The 15,938-nt window shown below is 70.3% G+C and carries 11 protein-coding genes and 1 tRNA gene; 5 read left to right on the forward strand and 7 right to left on the reverse strand.

Translation table 11 applies throughout. From position 1 onward, the window contains the following. Window positions 1–18: 18 nt before the first annotated feature. The 5 genes from AAGI91_03370 to AAGI91_03390 all read left to right on the forward strand — a co-directional run bounded on the left by AAGI91_03370 (window position 19) and on the right by AAGI91_03390 (window position 4,391). Window positions 19–93: transfer RNA gene (locus AAGI91_03370), tRNA-Met, on the forward strand. A 200-nt stretch (window positions 94–293) separates the two neighbouring features. Then, window positions 294–491: a hypothetical protein gene (locus tag AAGI91_03375; protein MEM1041648.1), complete on the forward strand. Its 198-nt coding sequence runs from the start codon at window positions 294–296 to the stop codon at window positions 489–491. Between the two features lie 575 nt (window positions 492–1,066). After that, the gene (locus AAGI91_03380; GenBank protein MEM1041649.1) at window positions 1,067–2,488 is read left to right on the forward strand and encodes a TolC family protein; all 1,422 of its coding nucleotides are present in this window, start codon (window positions 1,067–1,069) and stop codon (window positions 2,486–2,488) included. A 12-nt stretch (window positions 2,489–2,500) separates the two neighbouring features. Beyond that, entirely contained in the window at window positions 2,501–3,910 is a 1,410-nt protein-coding gene (locus AAGI91_03385; GenBank protein ID MEM1041650.1) for a copper oxidase, read from the forward strand. 34 nt (window positions 3,911–3,944) lie between these two features. Beyond that, window positions 3,945–4,391, forward strand: coding sequence for a DUF305 domain-containing protein (locus AAGI91_03390; GenBank protein MEM1041651.1), 447 nt, complete (start codon window positions 3,945–3,947; stop codon window positions 4,389–4,391). A gap of 8 nt (window positions 4,392–4,399) precedes the next feature. Here the strand turns inward: AAGI91_03390 and AAGI91_03395 are convergent, their stop codons facing one another. The 7 genes from AAGI91_03395 to AAGI91_03425 all read right to left on the reverse strand — a co-directional run bounded on the left by AAGI91_03395 (window position 4,400) and on the right by AAGI91_03425 (window position 15,756). Then, complete coding sequence (locus tag AAGI91_03395) at window positions 4,400–6,304, reverse strand: ABC-F family ATP-binding cassette domain-containing protein (GenBank protein ID MEM1041652.1); 1,905 nt, start codon at window positions 6,302–6,304, stop codon at window positions 4,400–4,402. Window positions 6,305–6,453: 149 nt separating this feature from the next. Continuing rightward, window positions 6,454–7,737 (reverse strand): T9SS type A sorting domain-containing protein, encoded by a 1,284-nt coding sequence (locus AAGI91_03400; protein ID MEM1041653.1) that lies wholly within the window; start codon window positions 7,735–7,737, stop codon window positions 6,454–6,456. A 276-nt stretch (window positions 7,738–8,013) separates the two neighbouring features. Continuing rightward, the gene (locus AAGI91_03405) at window positions 8,014–10,362 is read right to left on the reverse strand and encodes a T9SS type A sorting domain-containing protein (GenBank protein ID MEM1041654.1); all 2,349 of its coding nucleotides are present in this window, start codon (window positions 10,360–10,362) and stop codon (window positions 8,014–8,016) included. A gap of 144 nt (window positions 10,363–10,506) precedes the next feature. Next, on the reverse strand, window positions 10,507–11,418 hold the full coding sequence (locus tag AAGI91_03410; GenBank protein ID MEM1041655.1) for a T9SS type A sorting domain-containing protein: 912 nt from the start codon (window positions 11,416–11,418) through the stop codon (window positions 10,507–10,509). Beyond that, complete coding sequence (locus AAGI91_03415) at window positions 11,415–12,614, reverse strand: hypothetical protein (protein ID MEM1041656.1); 1,200 nt, start codon at window positions 12,612–12,614, stop codon at window positions 11,415–11,417. Before AAGI91_03415 ends, AAGI91_03410 begins: the two co-directional genes overlap by 4 nt. 119 nt (window positions 12,615–12,733) lie before the next feature. Further along, complete coding sequence (locus tag AAGI91_03420; protein ID MEM1041657.1) at window positions 12,734–13,963, reverse strand: hypothetical protein; 1,230 nt, start codon at window positions 13,961–13,963, stop codon at window positions 12,734–12,736. Window positions 13,964–14,073: 110 nt separating this feature from the next. Continuing rightward, window positions 14,074–15,756 (reverse strand): hypothetical protein, encoded by a 1,683-nt coding sequence (locus AAGI91_03425; protein ID MEM1041658.1) that lies wholly within the window; start codon window positions 15,754–15,756, stop codon window positions 14,074–14,076. Window positions 15,757–15,938 lie beyond the last annotated feature (182 nt).

Raw genomic sequence — 15,938 nt, forward strand, 5'->3', positions numbered from 1 at the left:
GTACCATGCGTGTCCCACTGCGGGGTGGAGAAGTGGTATCTCGTCGGGCTCATAACCCGAAGATCGCAGGTTCGAATCCTGCCCCCGCTACCAACGCCGGGCCGTCAGCACATCCTGACGGCCCGGCTTTTTTGGGCCCGCTCGGCGAGGCCGCCCCAGCGGTCTGCCGTTTGGCTTAAGGTTACGCCCCGTGCGCGTCGAGGCCGGGCGGTTCTACAACGCCTACGACCGCTACTCCGGCTACCTTGACGGGGTGAGCCCTCCATGTCGGGACCCCGGACGCCGGGGCGGGCGTGACGGCAGGCGTCCAGCCCGACCGCGCCGACGGGCTGTTCTCGGCGGACCTCCCGAAGTACACGGCCTTCGGGCACTACCGCTTCAGGCCAGAGCCGCTCCGCGTTGATCTCCGGGCCGTGGTCAGGCAAATCCTGCCCCGCGAAGACGGACTGGTGGGCCGCACGCATTTCGGACGCGTGGTCGGGGCGAGCTGAGCGACGAGGGAACGCTGGCTCGCTTTACTCATTGATTGGCTTCGTGACCTCGCTCCGCCGATACCGATTCCTCCCTGTCCTGCTCGCGGCCAGCCTCGTGCTGGCGACGGCGCTCCCCCTCGTGCAGCACGCCTGTGCGATGACGGAGGTGGCAGCCGGAGAGGCAATGGCCGAGCACGCAGCACTCGCTTTGCCGTGTCACGGTGCGCCTTCGGACGAGGCTCCTGAGGACGATAGGTCCGACTCGCAAAGCGTTCTGAGTATGCCGTGCTGCACGCTCGCTGCCGTCGGTACCGCGGCGCAGAACGCGCCGGAACTGAGCGTCTCGGTGACCGTGCTTGCAGAAGACGCGCAGGCCCCGTCCCTAGCCGCTGTGGATTCGCACCCGCGCGCGTCTGGCCTGTCTTCTCCGGGGCGACGAATGCCGCTCCACATCGCCCTGTCCCGCTTCCTGACCTGATCGGAGGCTCGGCGGATTCGTCCGCCGTGTAGCGGCTCCGTGGTTGAGTCGCTGTTTCCCGCACGCTCCCTCGCAGGGGGACGCGTGCTCGCTCCTCATCCTCACGATCAGGTCTATGGACATCCTCCGCTCCATCCCGGCGCTCGCGCTCGCCGGGATCACGCTCGCGGGCTGCGCGACCATCGCCCCGCAACGCGCCTTCGATGACGTGCGCAGTACGCTCGATGACCGCCTCGACGCCCACATCGCTTGGCGCATCGGCACCACCGAAGACGCCGCCGCCGACAGCGCCGTCGCCGCCCTCCTCGCCGACTCGCTCACCGCCGACGCCGCGGTACAAGTCGTCCTCCTCAACAACCGCCGGTTGCAGGCGACTTACGAGGCGCTCGGCGTCGCGCAGGCTGACCTCGTGCAGGCGGGCCTGCTGTCGAACCCGGTCTTCGGCGCAGGTGCGCTGTGGTCGCTGGAAGAACGGGGTGCGCCGGACCTCCGGTTCAGCGTCGCGTTCCCCTTCCTCGACGTGCTGTATCTCCCGCTCCGCCGCCGGATCGCCCGGAGCGACTACGAGGCGACCCGGCTCCGCGTCAGCGGGGCAGTGCTCAGGTTCGCCGCCGCCACGCGCTCGGCGTTCTACCGTGCCCAGGCGGACGCGGCGGTCGCCGCGATGCAGCGCGCCGTAGTCGAAAACGCCGAGGCCGCGTACAGCGCGGTCCGCTTGCTGCGCGAGGCGGGCAACGTCCCGGCGGTGGACGTGCTCGCCGAGCGGACCCGGCTCGAACAGACGCGCCTCGACCTGGTGGCAACCGAAGCGCAGGCGGCCGAGAGCCGGGAAGCGCTCGCCCGCCACATGGGACTGGAGCGCGCAGACTTCGCGCTGGCAGGCGCGTTGCCGCCCGTACCCCGCGACACCCTCGCTTCGGAAGACGCCGAGGCCCGAGCGGTCGAGGCCAGCCTCGCGCTCGCCGCTGCCCGGCAGGACGTCGTCACGCTCGGCGAGCGGCTCGGCCTGGCCCGGCCCGAGCAGCTGCTGCCCGACCTGGAGGCCGGCGGCGAGGTCGAGCGCGAGGAGGGCGAGTGGGAAGCCGGTCCCGAAGTCGAGGTGGTGTTGCCCCTACTCGACCAGGGGCAGGCTCGCCTGGCTCGCCTCAGGTCCGAGTTGCGCCGCCGCCGGGCGGTCTACGACGCGCTCGGTGCCGAGGTCCGGTCTGCCGCTCGGCAGTTCGCCCTCCGCCTCGACGCGGCGCGGGCCGTCGCCGAGCGCTACGAGCGCACCGTACTCCCGCTCCACGCTGACCTGACGGCGCAGACGCTGCGCCAGTACAACGCGATGCAGACCGGCGTCTTCGGGCTGCTCCAGGTGCAGCAGCAGGAGGTCCGCGCCAGCCGCCGCTACCTCGGCGCGCTCGCGGCCTACTGGACCGCGCGCACCGACCTCGCGCTTCTCTTCCAGGGCGGGATGCCCGCCCTCGACCGCTCCCCGCTCGGTGGCTTCGACGCATCGAGCGATCCGATGAGCACTCCTGCCGACGACCACTAAACCCTACCGACCATGTCCCGATTCTCCCGCCGCGACTGGCTCAAGGCCAGCACCCTCGGCATCGGCGGTGCCGCCCTCGGCGCGCACCGCGCCGCCGCGCTCCCCGTCCGCCTCGGTCCCACCGCCACCTCACGCCCGGCGCTCGTGCCTGCCTCGAACCTCTCGACGCGCTGGACGGGCGACCGCCCCGCCCGCGTCCACACGCCCAACGGCTCGTCCATCACAGGCCGCCGCGCCTCCGACGGCGCATGGGTCTACGAGTTCACCGTCGGAGAAGTCGAGCACACCTTCGCCCCCGGCCTGACGGCGACGTGCTGGGGTTACAACGGGCAGGTCCACGGGCCGACGGTCGAGGCCGCCGAGGGCGACCGCGTCCGCCTCTACGTCACCAACCGCCTCGGCGTGGCGACGACCGTCCACTGGCACGGGCTGTTCCTGCCGAGCGGGATGGACGGCGTCGGTGGCCTCAGCCAGCCCGCCATTCCGCCGGGCGAGACGTTCGTCTACGAGTTCACGCTGAGGCAGAACGGCACCTTCATGTACCATAGCCACCACGACGAGATGACGCAGATCGCGCTCGGGCTGACGGGGCTGTTCGTCGTCCACCCGCGCCGCGAAGCGAACCCGGTGGACCGTGACATCGCGATCATGCTCCACGAGTGGTACGTCGCCCCCGGCACGAGCCGCCCGGACCCGAACGCGATGTCGGACTTCAATATTCTGACGATGAACGCCCGGGCGTTTCCCGGCACCGACCCGCTCGTCGTCGGGCACCGGGACCGGGTGCGCATCCGTTTCGGCAACCTCTCGCCAATGGACCACCACCCGGTCCACGTTCACGGCCACGCCTGGACGCTCGTCGCCACCGACGGCGGGCCGATCCCGGCGGCGGGGCAGTGGCCCGAGACGACCGTCCTCGTCCCCGTCGGCTCGACGCGCACGGTCGAGTTCACCGCCGACGCGCTCGGCGACTGGGCGATGCACTGCCACATGACGCACCACGTCATGAACCAGATGGGGCATGAGATCCCGAACACGACGGGCGTGGATTCGGCGGCGCTCGACCGCGACGTACGCCCGCTTCTGCCCGGCTACAACACGATGGGCGAGCACGGCATGGACGAGATGGGGCGGCACATCGAGATGGGCCACATGCCAGTCCCCGAAAACTCGATCCCGATGCTGGGCGCGCCCGGCCCGTTCGGCTACATCACGATGGGCGGGATGTATACCAACCTCCTGGTCCGGGAGAAACCCGTGGACTACGACCGCTTCCCCGGCTGGTACGATCACCCGCCAGGCACCGTCGCCCGCGCCGCGACGCCCGAAGAGGCCACCCGCGACGGCGTCCGTCTCGCTCCGATGCAACGCCACGACGCGCCACACCGGGAGCAGTCCCACGACGGTCACTCGATGCACTGACCCACGTCCTACTCAGCAAACGAATCTCAGCCTCATGTCCTACACCCGCTTCTTCGCCATGATCGCCACCTCGACGGCGGTGATGTTCGTGCTCATGTACTCTACCGTCCACGCGCTCGACCACGTCTGGTGGAGCCAGACGAAGTTCTGGATGGCGCTCTACATGGGTGCGGCGATGGCCGTTATCATGCTCGCGTTCATGCTGAAGATGTACGACGACCGGCGGAAGAACGTCGCCATCGGCGTCGGAGCAGTCCTCGTCTTCGCCGCGTCGTTCTTCCTCGTCCGCAGCCAGGACACGGTGGACGACGTAGCGTGGATGAAGGCCATGATCCCGCACCACTCCATCGCGGTGCTGACGAGCGAGCGGGCGCACCTCACGGACCCGCGCGTCCGCGAGCTCGCCGCCGAGATCATCCGCGCCCAGCGCCGCGAGATCGCCGAGATGGAAGCGCTCATCGACAACCTCGACAACCGGTAGGCCGCGCCCTAAGCTCGCTCGGCGAGGTCGGCCCAGCGGTCCACGTCGCGCTCGAGCTGTGCCGCGAGAGTTTCTAGTTCGGCGGAGAGCGCCGCGACCTGCTCGTAGTCGCTCGGCGAGGCGGCGAGGGCGGCTTCGATCTCGGCCTGCCGCGCCTCGGCGGCCTCGATGCGGGCCTCGGTCTCGTCCAGCTCGCGCTTCTCGTTGAACGAGAGCTTTTTGCCGGGGGCGGTGGCCGGCTTCGGCGCAGGCGCTTCGGCGGGCGGCGCGCTCTTCCGGGCCGCGGCGGCGATGCGGGCGGCCTCGGCCTCTTCCTGCTCCTTGATCTCCAGCCAGGCACTGTAGCTGCCGGGGATCTCGCGGAGGTGCCCGCCAGGCTCGAACCGGAACAGGTGCCCGGCCGTGCGGTCGAGGAAGTAGCGGTCGTGCGAGACGGTGATGAGCGCGCCGGGGAACGTGTCGAGGTAGTCTTCGAGCGAGACGAGCGTGGGGATGTCGAGGTCGTTCGTCGGCTCGTCGAGGAGGAGGACGTTGGGCGCGCCCATGAGCACGCGGAGGAGGTAGAGCCGCCGCCGCTCGCCGCCGGAGAGCAGGCCGACGGGCGTGTACTGCTGCTTCGGCGGGAAGAGGAACCGGTCGAGCATCTGGCTCGCCGTGATGACGGACCCGTCGGCGGTCTTGACGTTCTCGGCGACCTCCTCGATGTAGTCGATCAGCCGGAGGTCGTCCTTGAGCGCGCGGCTCTCCTGATCGTAGTACCCGATCGACACTGTCGGGCCGACCTCGACCTGGCCGGCGTCCGGCGCGAGGCGGCCCGCGATCATCTCCAGGAGCGTCGTCTTGCCCGACCCGTTCGGGCCGATGATCCCCACGCGGTCGGTGCGGGTGAACGAGTACGAGAAATCGTTGATGAGGGTCTGGCCCTCCCACCCTTTCGTTACCCCGTCGAGTTCGATGACCTTTTTGCCGAGGCGGCTCGAGACGGCGGAAATCTCGGCCGTACGCTCGGCCTCTTCGCGCGGGGCGCTCAGGAGGTCGTGGGCACGCTGGACGCGGGCTTTCTGCTTGGTCGTCCGGGCCTTCGCGCCGCGCCGGAGCCAGGCCAGCTCGCGCCGGGCGAGGTTGTCGCGCGTCCGCTGCTCGGCGGCGCGGACCTCGGCCTGCGCCGCCTTCGCCTCGAGGTACTTCGTGTAGTTGCCCTCGAACCGCTGCGCCGTGCCCCGGTCGATCTCCAGCATCCAGTCTACCGCGCGGTCGAGGAAGTAGCGGTCGTGGGTGACGAGCAGCAGCGCGCCGGTGTAGCGGCGGAGGGTTGCTTCGAGCCAGCCAACGGTCTCGGCGTCGAGGTGGTTGGTGGGCTCGTCGAGGATGAGGAGGTCGGGCTGCTCGACGAGGGCGCGGGCCAGGGCGACGCGCTTGCGCTGTCCCCCGGAGAGCGCGTCGACGGGTGCCTCGGTGTCGGCGATGCCGAGGCGGTCGAGCACGGCGCGGGCGCTCGTCTCCAGGTCCCACCCACCGGCCGCGTCGAGCCGGTGCGACAGGTCGGCAACGCGCGCGGCGAGGGCCTCGCCCGTGCCGTCGGAGGCCTCAAGGCGGCGGAGGGCAGCCTCGTAGTCGCGGAGGAGCCGCATCGCCGGGCCGTCCCCTGCGAAGACGGCGTCGAGGACCGTCTGCCCGGGCGCGAACGCCGGCTCCTGCGCGAGGTAGCCGACCGTGTGGGCACTCGGCCGCTGGACCGTCCCGCTGTCGGGCGGCTCGACGCCTGCGATGATGCGGAGGAGCGTCGTCTTGCCTGACCCGTTGGCCCCGATCACGCCCATCTTGCCGCCGTCTTCCAGGCTGAAGGAGACGTCGTCCAGGAGGGGCTTGACGCCGTAGTGTTTGCGGACCGAGTCGAGCGTGAGCGCGGGCATTCCCAACGGTACCACCGCAGCGGCTGGGCAGTGGCAGCGCAGCGGGCTATTCACCCGGACTCCGAAATCTCCCGCACCGGCTGACACAGAAAAGCGGTGCCCCCTCCGAAGAGCGAGCACCGCCTGCCTGGCAGGGTCGTGTGCCCCGGCTAGCGGACGAGCGTGATGCGCTGCGTCTGGCGGAAGCGTCCGGCTTCGACCTGGTAGATGTAGACCCCGCTCGGGAGGCCGGCGGCGTCCCACTCGACCTCGTGGGTGCCGGCGGCCTGCGGGGTGTCGACGAGCGTCGCTACGCGGCGGCCCGTCACGTCGTAGACCTCGACGCGCACGGTGGCGGCCTCGGCGAGGTCGTAGCTCAGCGTCGTCTGCGCCGCGAACGGGTTCGGGTAGCTCGGGCGGAGCACGAAGCCGGCAGCCAACCGCCCGTCCTCGTTCGAGACGGGCGGGTTGACCGTGATGTCCACGGCGACGACGATCTCGGGGTTGTCTTCGTCGTCCGTCGTGATGACGAGTTGGGCCTGGTACGTGCCCGGCTCGGCGTCGGTGGCGTCGACCGTGACCGAGATCTCCTGGGAGCTCGCGGCGTCCACGGTGCCGGCGTCCGGGTCCACGCTGAGGACGATGGGATCGTTGCTGGCTTCGGTCGTGATCGTCACGTCGTCGACGAAGAAGTTCGTCACGGTGGCTGCCGACCCGTCCTGGGTGGACTCGAAGCGGAGCGTGTGGCTCTGGCCGTCGGCGAAGCTCGAGATGTCCACCACCACCTCGGTGTAGTCTCGGAACGACATTGTGTCAGCCTCGGTCGCCGAGAAAACGACGTCGCTGTCCATCAGGACATCGAAGGTGCCGGGGCTGTCGCCGACCGGGATGCGCAGCCAGAACGCGAGAGTCGCTGTACCGTTCGGGATCGTCACGTCTTGGTCGATGGAGCCGGTCTCGGCCGCCTCAGCGCCGCCGAACCAGGCCCACCAGGTGCCGGTGCGGGGCTGGAAGTCGGCGTTGTTGGGTGCGCACACGGCGCTCGTGCAGAGCGGCGTGCCGAAGTTCGAGGAGGCCTCGCCCCACGACCCGTTCGGGGTTCCGCCCTCGAAGCTGCCGTCGGCGACGATCTCGCCGCCGCGCCACGGGGTGCCCTCGGTCGGCGGCATCAGGCCGCGCAGCGCTTTGGAGGCGGTGCCCCGGTGGCGGACAGGAGCGTCCGCTGTCGCCCGGGGGGCCGGCAGGATGACCGTGGCGATGCTGTACGTGCCCTCGGTGTCGCCGTCGTTGGTCAGGGTCAGCGTCTCGGCGTCCGAGACGGTGCCCGTGTCGACGGTGAACGAGAGCATCCCTGGGTCCACGCTGAAGGACGGGGCCGCGTTGGGCGTCTCGTCCTCGAACGATCCGTCCTGGATGGCGGGCTCGTCCTGAGCAACGGTCGAGGGGGTGGCCACCGCGAGAAGGACGGCAGCTGCGAGACGCCAGAGCAGGACCGCGACGGGGCGAGGAGAGCGAAAGTAACGAAGGGGCATAAAGTCACGAAGGGGCATGAGGAAGAGAGGTTGAGTTGAGGACAGAGGGCGTCGCAGGGCGCGAGACCGGCCTTGCAGCGTGGCTGTGGCTGAGTATACACCTCGCCCTGGCATACAGCGCGCACGCAAGTCCTGTCCGCGAAAAGCGGTGCCCCCTCGTCCGAAGGAGCACCGCTTCGCTGTCCGGCCTCGGCAGGCCTAGCGCAGCAGCGTGACGCGCTGCACCTCGGCGAAGCCGCCGCCGGTCGTCAGCCGCACGAGGTAGGCCCCGCTGGCCAGCCCACTCGCGTCGAACGAGGCCGTGTGCGTCCCCGCCTCGTACTCGCCCTGCGCGACGAGCGCCACGCGGCGGCCGAGCACGTCGAGCACCTCGAGCGTCACGTCCGTTGCCGCCGGCAGGGCGAAGCCGAGCGTGGTCGCCGCGGCGAAGGGGTTGGGGTAGGCTGCGGCCAGCGCCGCCTCCACCGGCAGCGCTTCGCTCGATGCCGCCGGCGTGTCCGTCCCCGGCGCGGTGCGGAAGTCGTAGACCTGACCGCCTTCCAGGAGCCGCCCCTCGGCGTCGAACGACTGCCAGTCGTCCGGCCCGTCCGCGCGGCCCGGCACGATCTCGGCCGAGAAGGCGTCCGCGTCGGCCACGTCGTTCGGGAAGCTCCCGACCTCGGCGCGGTAGGCGTAGCTCCCGAACGGAGCCTGGTTGGGGACGCGCTGGACGAACGTCTGCGTCACCGTCGCCGGTGGGCTCACGTTGATCGTGCTCGGCCCGATCAGTGGCGAGCGCGTGCTGCCGTTGGGCAAGTCCACCTCGGTCCAGAACTCGAACGACGACGGGCCGTCGGCGCTGACCTCGAAGGTCACGTCGAAGAAGGCGAAGTCGCCGCGCTGGAGCACGACCGGCGCGGGCGGGGTGTTCGGGGTAATCGTCACGGTGAGGTCACCGCCGGACGGCAGCACGAACTCGGCGATACGGGTTCGGAAGTCGGAGAACGAGGTGGTCTGGTAGTACTCCGTCGTGAACCAGAACGACTCGTCGTTAGCCGGATCGACGGAGAGCATGCTGTAGTCGCCCCAGCGGGAGCGCCCGCTGAAGACACCGGTCTGCGCGCCCCCGCCCGTCAGAATCGTGGTCTCGGCGACGTCCAGGGTGCCCGTTCCGCTCATCGCGGCCGTCTGGCCGGTGAAGCGGATCGACGGGAACAGCGACGGGCCGGAGACGGAGTAGCCGATGGCGAGGTCTCCGTTGCCGTTGAGCGCCGCCGACGCCATCCAGCGGTCCAGCCCGTCGTTCGGGGCGTAGGTGCCCTGCTGGTAGAGGCTCCACCCGGAGCCGGTGTTGCCCGCGCCGTTGCGCAGTTCGTACCACCGAACGCCCGCCCGGTTACCCCCGGCGTCGACGGTGTGGTTGAGCACGAGCGTCTGGCGGTCGCCGAAGTTGCGGTACTGCACCCGGTGCATCAGCGTGAACGACAGCACCTCGAGACTCGCCCCCGGTGACGGCTGCGGGATGCCGCCCGAGACGTTCGAGTCGTACCCGGCTGGGGTGAGTGTGTTGAGCAGGGAGAACGTCGAGGCGTTCGGGTTAGTCCAGTTCACGTCGAGGCCGTAGATGCGAAGCTGCTGCGGCGACGTGACCGGCCCGCCGACGAAGAGGCCCGGCGTGCCCGCCGGCGGCGGCGGCCCGTCCAGGTCGGCCGGGAGGAAGCCGTCGATGTCGGTGCCGTTGTTGTTGCGCGGGATGAAGAACGAGACCATATCGGCCTGCTGCCCGTTCAGCATCCGAGCACGCTCGAAGGCCATGGCTTCCATCCGAAAGCCGCCCGGCGCGCCGAAGGACCGCGTGGTCATGTAGTACGCGTCGGGCCAGACGCCGATCTTGGGGTAGTCCGGGAAATACGGGTTGTTGAACTGGTACTGGTGGTAGGAGCCGGTCGGGTCCGAGGTCGTGGAGACGGCGATGCAGAGTGCATTCGTCCCGAAACCCGTGACGACCTCCTGGAGCATGAACTGCATTGCCACCCAGCGGCCCGCAAGCTCGTCGTAGAGGATGATCGGGTCGCCGTCGTTGCGCGAGTCGCACGGCCCGCCGAGGCCCTGCCAGAAGAAATTGCCCGGCACCGGCCCGAGCACGACGTTGCCCGCCTTGTCGTAGAACTTGGCCGTGCCGTTGATCCAGTGCACGTAGTGGTCGAGGCCGACATCGCCGTTGGTGTCCGGCGGGATGAGGAAGGACTCGGCCGCCGACACGCCGTCGAAGCTCTCCAGGACCGTGCCCGGCCCGGCCGTGCTGCGCCCGGCGTCGAGCACGGGGTCGGTGAAGCCCGGACGGTCTGCGTTCGGGTTGCGCGACGGCTTGTCGAAGCTGTGGAACTTGTTCGGCACGACAGCGGGGAGGGCCGTGCGCGTCTGTGCGGGCTGAATCGGCAGGTCGCGGAGCGGGAGCGAAGTGTTGACCCGGCTGGCCGCGACGACCCGCGGCGCGGCGTCCTGGGCTGCGACTTCGGGCAGGCACAGCAGGAGCGCGAGCAAGACCGGCAGTAGGGAGCGGTACATGGCTGAGGAGGGTTGAGGAGGTAGGGAGATGGAGGAGGCGGGGGCCGCACCCGGTCCGGAGGCCCGGACCGCAGAGCGGGCCGCAAACATACTGCGATTCGGCGCTTGTGTCGAGACTCCGAAGCGAAAGAGTCCGCGCGCAGTCTAGCGCAGGAGGGTGAGGCGCTGCACCTCGCTCTGCCCGCTGCCCGTCACGAGGCGCACCACGTACGCCCCGCTCGGCAGGCCCGTCGCGTCGAACGTCGCCCGGTGGGCCCCGGCTGCGTGCGTACCCTCGGCCAGCAGCGCCACGCGGCGGCCGAGCACGTCGAGTACTTCCAGCGTGAGGTCATCGGGGACCGGGAGGGCGAAGCTGAACGTCGCCGCCGCGCGGAACGGGTTCGGGTAGGCTGCGCCGAGGAGCACCGCGTCGGGGGCCGTCTGGCTCTCCGTAGCCGTCGCGCCCACCACCGCGAGGGTGAACGTGCGCGACGCCCGCGACACGTCTGGGAATTGGCCGACGCTGATCGTGTAGGCGTAGGTCCCCACCAGCGTCGTGTCCGGCACCGGCTGCGTAAAGGTCCCGCTGGTGCTCTGCCCCGCTGGAATCACCCCGGAGGTGATGATGCCCGCGAGGCCCGCCGGTGTCATCTCGAAGAACAGATCCCCCGCCAGATCCGAGTCGGTCGCGTTGGAGATGGTGTAGGCGAACGTCACCGAGTCGCCGGGGGCGACCGTCAGCGGCGTCGTGTTCGTCGCCGACAGGGCCAGCCCGCCCGAGGGCAGCTCGAACGAGGCGATGCGCGTCCGGTAGTCGCGTGCAGAGGTCGTCTCGTAGTACTCGTTGGTGTGCCAGAACGTGCGGTCGTCCACCGGGTCAACCGAGGTCATGCTGTAGTCTCCCCAGCGCCCGAAGCCGAGCGTCTGGACTCCGCCGCCGTCCAGAATCGTCGTCTCCTCGACGTCCATCTGGCCGCTGCCGCTCGCGGCGGCCGTCTGGCCGGTGAAGCGGATCGACGGGAACAGCGACGGGCCCGTGACCGAGTAGGCTAGGCCGATGGCCCCGTCGCCGTTCATCGCAATCGACCCAAGCCACCGTTCGAGGCCGTCGTCCGGCGCGCAGGTGCCCTGCTGGTAGAGGCTCCACCCGCTGCCGGTGTTGCCCGCGCCGTTGCGCAGTTCGTACCACCGCACGCCCGCCCGGTCATCCCCGGCGTCGACGGTGTGGTTGAGCACGAGCGTCTGGCGGTCGCCGAAGTTGCGGTGATGATGACGAGGTTGTCGTAGGGCGCGGGCGTCAGCGTGTCGAGCAGCGTGAACGTCGAGGCACTGGGCGTACCCCAGTCCGCTTCGAGGCCGAAGAGGCGGAGGTCCTGCGGCGGGGCCTCCGGCCCGCCGACGAAGGGACCCGGGGTGCCTGCCGGCGGCGGTGGACCGTCGAGGTCGGCCGGCAGGTAACCGTCCACGGTGAAACTGCTACCGTCCAGCGGGACTAGAAACTTGACCATGTTGGCAGGCTGCCCTTCGAGCATCGCCGCCCGCTCGAACGCTATCGCCTCTACACGCAGGCCTGAGCCGAGCGAGCGCGTCGTGGCGTAGTAGGCGTCCGGCCAGACGCTGATCTTGGGGTAGTCCGGGAAATTCTCGAAGTCGAACTCGTATTGGTGGTACGCGCCGGTCGGGTCCGGGGTCACCGAGACGGCCATGCAGAGGTCGAAACCGACCGTGAGTTGGAACTGCATCGCCACCCAGCAGTCGGCGAGGTGGTCGTAGAGCACGATGGGGTCGCCATCGTTCTGGCTCTCGCATGGCCCGCCGAGGCCCTGGAAAAAGAAGGTGCCCGGCACCGGCCCGAGCACGACGGTGCCGGCCTTGTCGTAGACCTTGGCCGTGCCGTTGATCCACTGCACGTAGTGGTCCGGCCCAACGTCGCCGTTGGTGTCCGGCGGGACGTAGATCGTCTCGGCCGCCGAGACGCCGTCGAAGCTCTCCAGGACGGTGCCCGGGCCGGCGCTGCCGCGTCCGGCGTCGAGGACGGGGTCGGCGAAGTCGGGGCGGTCTGCGCCCGGGTTGCGCGCCGGCTTGTCGAAGTTGTGGAACCGGTTCGGGACGACCGCCGGCGGCAAGGACCGGTGGTTGATCGGCGGGAGCGGCATCGCGCGGAGCGGGACCGACGTGTTGAACCGAGCGGCTGGGATGACCTCCGGCGCGAGGTCCTGCGCGGTGGCTGCAGGCCACGCAAGGGCCACGCCGAGCGTGGCCAGTAGGAGCAACTGGGAAACGGCGAGCGAGGTATGAGAGGGACGGACCGAAGGCGGTGCAGCGCGAACATACTGCTGCCTGGCGGTGACGCCCAGTCACGCCTTTCGCCCTCCTGTTCCCCACACGTCCGTCACAATGCCACGCGCACACCCACGACGAAGCGGTTGCGGACCACGTCTTCGCTTACCACCAGCGCGCCGGCATCGGCCGAGTCGAACACGACCCGGTCCTCGAACTCGGTGTAAGCGTAGGCCACGTCGAGCGCGATGCGGTTCAGCGTCTTGAGGCTGAACCCGACAGTGTAGGTCGAGCGCAGCCGGTCGAGGTCGGGCTCGCCGGCCTGGGCGAGGCGCTCGAACTCCTCGCGGAGCGGGTCCGGCTGGAAGGCCGCCCCGGCGCGGACGGCCCACACGCCGAGGTCGTATTCTGCGCCGAAGCGCGTGTTCAGGACCTCGCTGTAGCTCCGGCGCAGGTCGAAGTTGGCGTCGACGAAGTCGTTGCTCGGGCGGAGCCGGGCCTGCGACCAGTCCACGAACTCGATGTCGGCGGCGAGCAGCAGCCCGCCCCGGTCATAGGCCAGCCCGCCGGAGAGCCGCCACGGCGTCGTGATCGAATACGGCTCGAACGGGCCGAACTCGTCCTCCTCCTCGATGCGGAAGTAGGTCGGCGTCTCGACGGCGAGGCCGAGGCGCGTCCCCGCCGACACCTCGGCTGCGAGGCCGGCGCGGACGTTGACGCCGCCGAGGTCGGCTTCGAGAAACCGGAGTGGCTCCTCGCCCTCCGGGAAGACGTTTTCTATGAACTGCTCGAACTGGTACTCCCCGCCGACGAGGTTGAGCGAGGCCCCGAACAGGACGCGCGGCGCCACCTCGACCGCCCCAACGAACGACAGCTCGCCGCGCTCGCCCTCTTCGAACACGTCGCCGAAGGGCCCGGTCCCCACCTGTCCGAACGACAGTTCGCGGTCGAATCCGGCCGTCTGGTTGTACCCGACGCCGAGGACGAGCGAGCCGCGACGGACCGGCACGACGCCCACGTACGCCGCACTGCCGAGCGTCGTGCGGCTTGCCGTCGCGGTGAGCGCTTCGCCCTCAAAGACGGCGTCGCTCTCCAGCGTCCCGCCGCCGAGCGAGCCGACAGCGTGCGAGCGGCGGATGAGGCCCAGGCCCGCCGGGTTGGCGAAGGCCGCCCCCCAGTCTGCGATGCCGGCCACGCCGGCCCCCGCGAGGCCCGTCATCCGGGCATCGACCGCCGGAAAGCGCTGACCGTAGCGGAGCACGTCTTCGCCCGTCTGCGCCTGCACGGGCAGCATCGCAGCGGCCAGCGCAAGGGCAGCGGCCCAGAAAATGCGAGCGTTCATAGAACCGGTTGGATGGTGGACGGGCGTAGAGGGCAGACGCAGAAGAGGCCCGCACGGGGCGCACGGGCCTCCTCAGCACATCAGTACATCACGTTAGCGGTGCAGCGCGCTTACTCACCGCCGCCGCGGCGCGAGCCGCCCCGGCTGGACCGACCGCTGGAGTTCGACGAGCCGCGCGACGACGGGCGGGCCGTCCCCCGCGACGACGAGCCGCGCGAACTCGGGCGCGCACTCGGGCGAGGTGCCGGACGCGGAGCCGGGCGCGCACTCGGGCGGCGGTTGGAGCTGCTGGAGCGGGCACCGTCGTCGTTGCCAGACCGGCGGCGCGGCGGCTCGGAGCGTGGGCGCGGTGCGGAGCGCTCGGTGCGAGGCCGAGGCGCAGGGCGCTCGGTGCGGGTACGCGGGGTCGGGCGCTCGGTCCGGGTCCGGCGGTCGGGCTGCGGAGCCACGCGCGGCGTACGGTCAGGCTGCGGTCGGACACGAGGCGACCGGTCGGGCTGCGGACGGACGCGAGGCGTAGACCCCTCCCGAACCGAGGGCTGGTCCGAGGGACGCACCCGGGTCGAGGGACGCACCGACGGAGCCGACGTGGAGGGGCGAACACGCGTGGACGGACGAACGGACGGCGACGAGGTCGAAGGACGGACGCGTGTGGAGGGGCGGACGGACGGCGCGGAAGCCGCCGACGGGCGGACGCGCGGCGGCGTGCCAAGCTGGGGCGCATCGGTGCGCGTCGGCCGGACCGGCGTGTCGCGGTCGGTGGAGGCCGAGAGCGACGCGCCCGCCGGGCGGATCGGCGTACCTGCGCGGACCGCGTCGCGGACGGACTCCTGCCGCGCGGCTACCTGCTGCTGCGCCGAGCGCGAGAGCGTGCGGATGCTGCCCACGCCGAGCGGCGCGTCGAGCAGCACGTCGCCCCGGCGGCGGTCGTTGGCGTAGGCCGAGAGCGCGTTGCGGCGCGTCCGGTCGGTGCCGAGCGCCGTGCGGATGCTGCCCCGCGTGCCGCCGCCCCGGATGCCGCCGCTACTGCCGCCGTAGAAGCCGCCGCCGTAAAACCCGCCGTTGTAGAAGCTGCCGTCGAAGAAGCCCGCCGCGTACCCGTCAAAGAAGCCGGCCCCGTAGCCGCCGAAGAACGTCGGGCGGAACCCGTAGTAGGGCGCGAAGAAGGGGTCGTAGAAGAAGGGGTCGTAGAAGCCGGAGTAGAAGGGCCTGCCGAAACCGAAGCGGAAGCTCACGCCGAAGCTGTAGCGGAAGCGCAAGTCGAAGAAGGGATCGAAGCCGTAAGCCCACGACGGGGCCGGGTAGAACGGCGAGTAGAACTGGTAGAAGCGGCAGCGGAAGGGGCGGTAGTACGGCGCGTAGCTGACGAAGTAAGGACTGTAGTACGAGCCGCCGAAGTAGTCGGAGCCTGCGTCGTAGTAGCGGTCATAGTCCTCGTAGACCGGGTCCTCGTAGCGGTAGCGCGTGACCTGCACGTCGTCGTCGTAGTACCCGCCGCCGTAGGTCTCGCCGTAGGTGTCCTGGTAGACGCCCTCGGCGTAGGTCTCTCCCTCGTAGTAGATCGTCTCGCCGGCCTCCGGGGCATAGCCCAGGCCGACGCGGGCCGTGCTGCCGGTCCAGGTCGGGGCCGCCTCCGGCTCAGCGCTCGTGCGCTCAGCGTAGTCGGCGGGGAGGCGGTAGTCGCTGCCGGCGGCGTAGGCGGCGTCCGCGCCGAGCTGGGTGTAGCAGCTCGACAGGCTGAAGCTCACCGCGACGAGCACGAGCGGGACGAGGAAGCGGGGAAGCGGGTTCATGGTAGCCAGGAGTCGATGTTGGTGCGGCGGATGCGTCAGCAGTGTACCGACAGCGAGGGCCCAGGGTCCGCAGCGCGTTGCGAGCACGCGGACGGGCACGGTATATTTGATCCTTTGCTCCCAGAGCCGCCGCGCCGCCGCCGGAAGTAACATCCAGCGCTGCCTCTCCCCCGGAGGGCAAG

It is taken from the genome of Bacteroidota bacterium (assembly GCA_038746285.1).
Classification (GTDB): Bacteria; Bacteroidota; Rhodothermia; order Rhodothermales; family JANQRZ01; genus JANQRZ01.

Excerpts from the sequence above, each read along its gene's own strand:
- AAGI91_03380 (MEM1041649.1), top strand. The coding sequence starts at position 1,067 with ATGGACATCCTCCGCTCCATCCCGGCGCTCGCGCTCGCCGGGATCACG.
- AAGI91_03385 (MEM1041650.1), top strand. The coding sequence starts at position 2,501 with ATGTCCCGATTCTCCCGCCGCGACTGGCTCAAGGCCAGCACCCTCGGC.
- AAGI91_03390 (MEM1041651.1), top strand. The coding sequence starts at position 3,945 with ATGTCCTACACCCGCTTCTTCGCCATGATCGCCACCTCGACGGCGGTG.
- AAGI91_03395 (MEM1041652.1), bottom strand. The coding sequence starts at position 6,304 with ATGCCCGCGCTCACGCTCGACTCGGTCCGCAAACACTACGGCGTCAAG.
- AAGI91_03405 (MEM1041654.1), bottom strand. The coding sequence starts at position 10,362 with ATGTACCGCTCCCTACTGCCGGTCTTGCTCGCGCTCCTGCTGTGCCTG.
- AAGI91_03410 (MEM1041655.1), bottom strand. The coding sequence starts at position 11,418 with ATGAACGGCGACGGGGCCATCGGCCTAGCCTACTCGGTCACGGGCCCG.
- AAGI91_03420 (MEM1041657.1), bottom strand. The coding sequence starts at position 13,963 with ATGAACGCTCGCATTTTCTGGGCCGCTGCCCTTGCGCTGGCCGCTGCG.
- AAGI91_03425 (MEM1041658.1), bottom strand. The coding sequence starts at position 15,756 with ATGAACCCGCTTCCCCGCTTCCTCGTCCCGCTCGTGCTCGTCGCGGTG.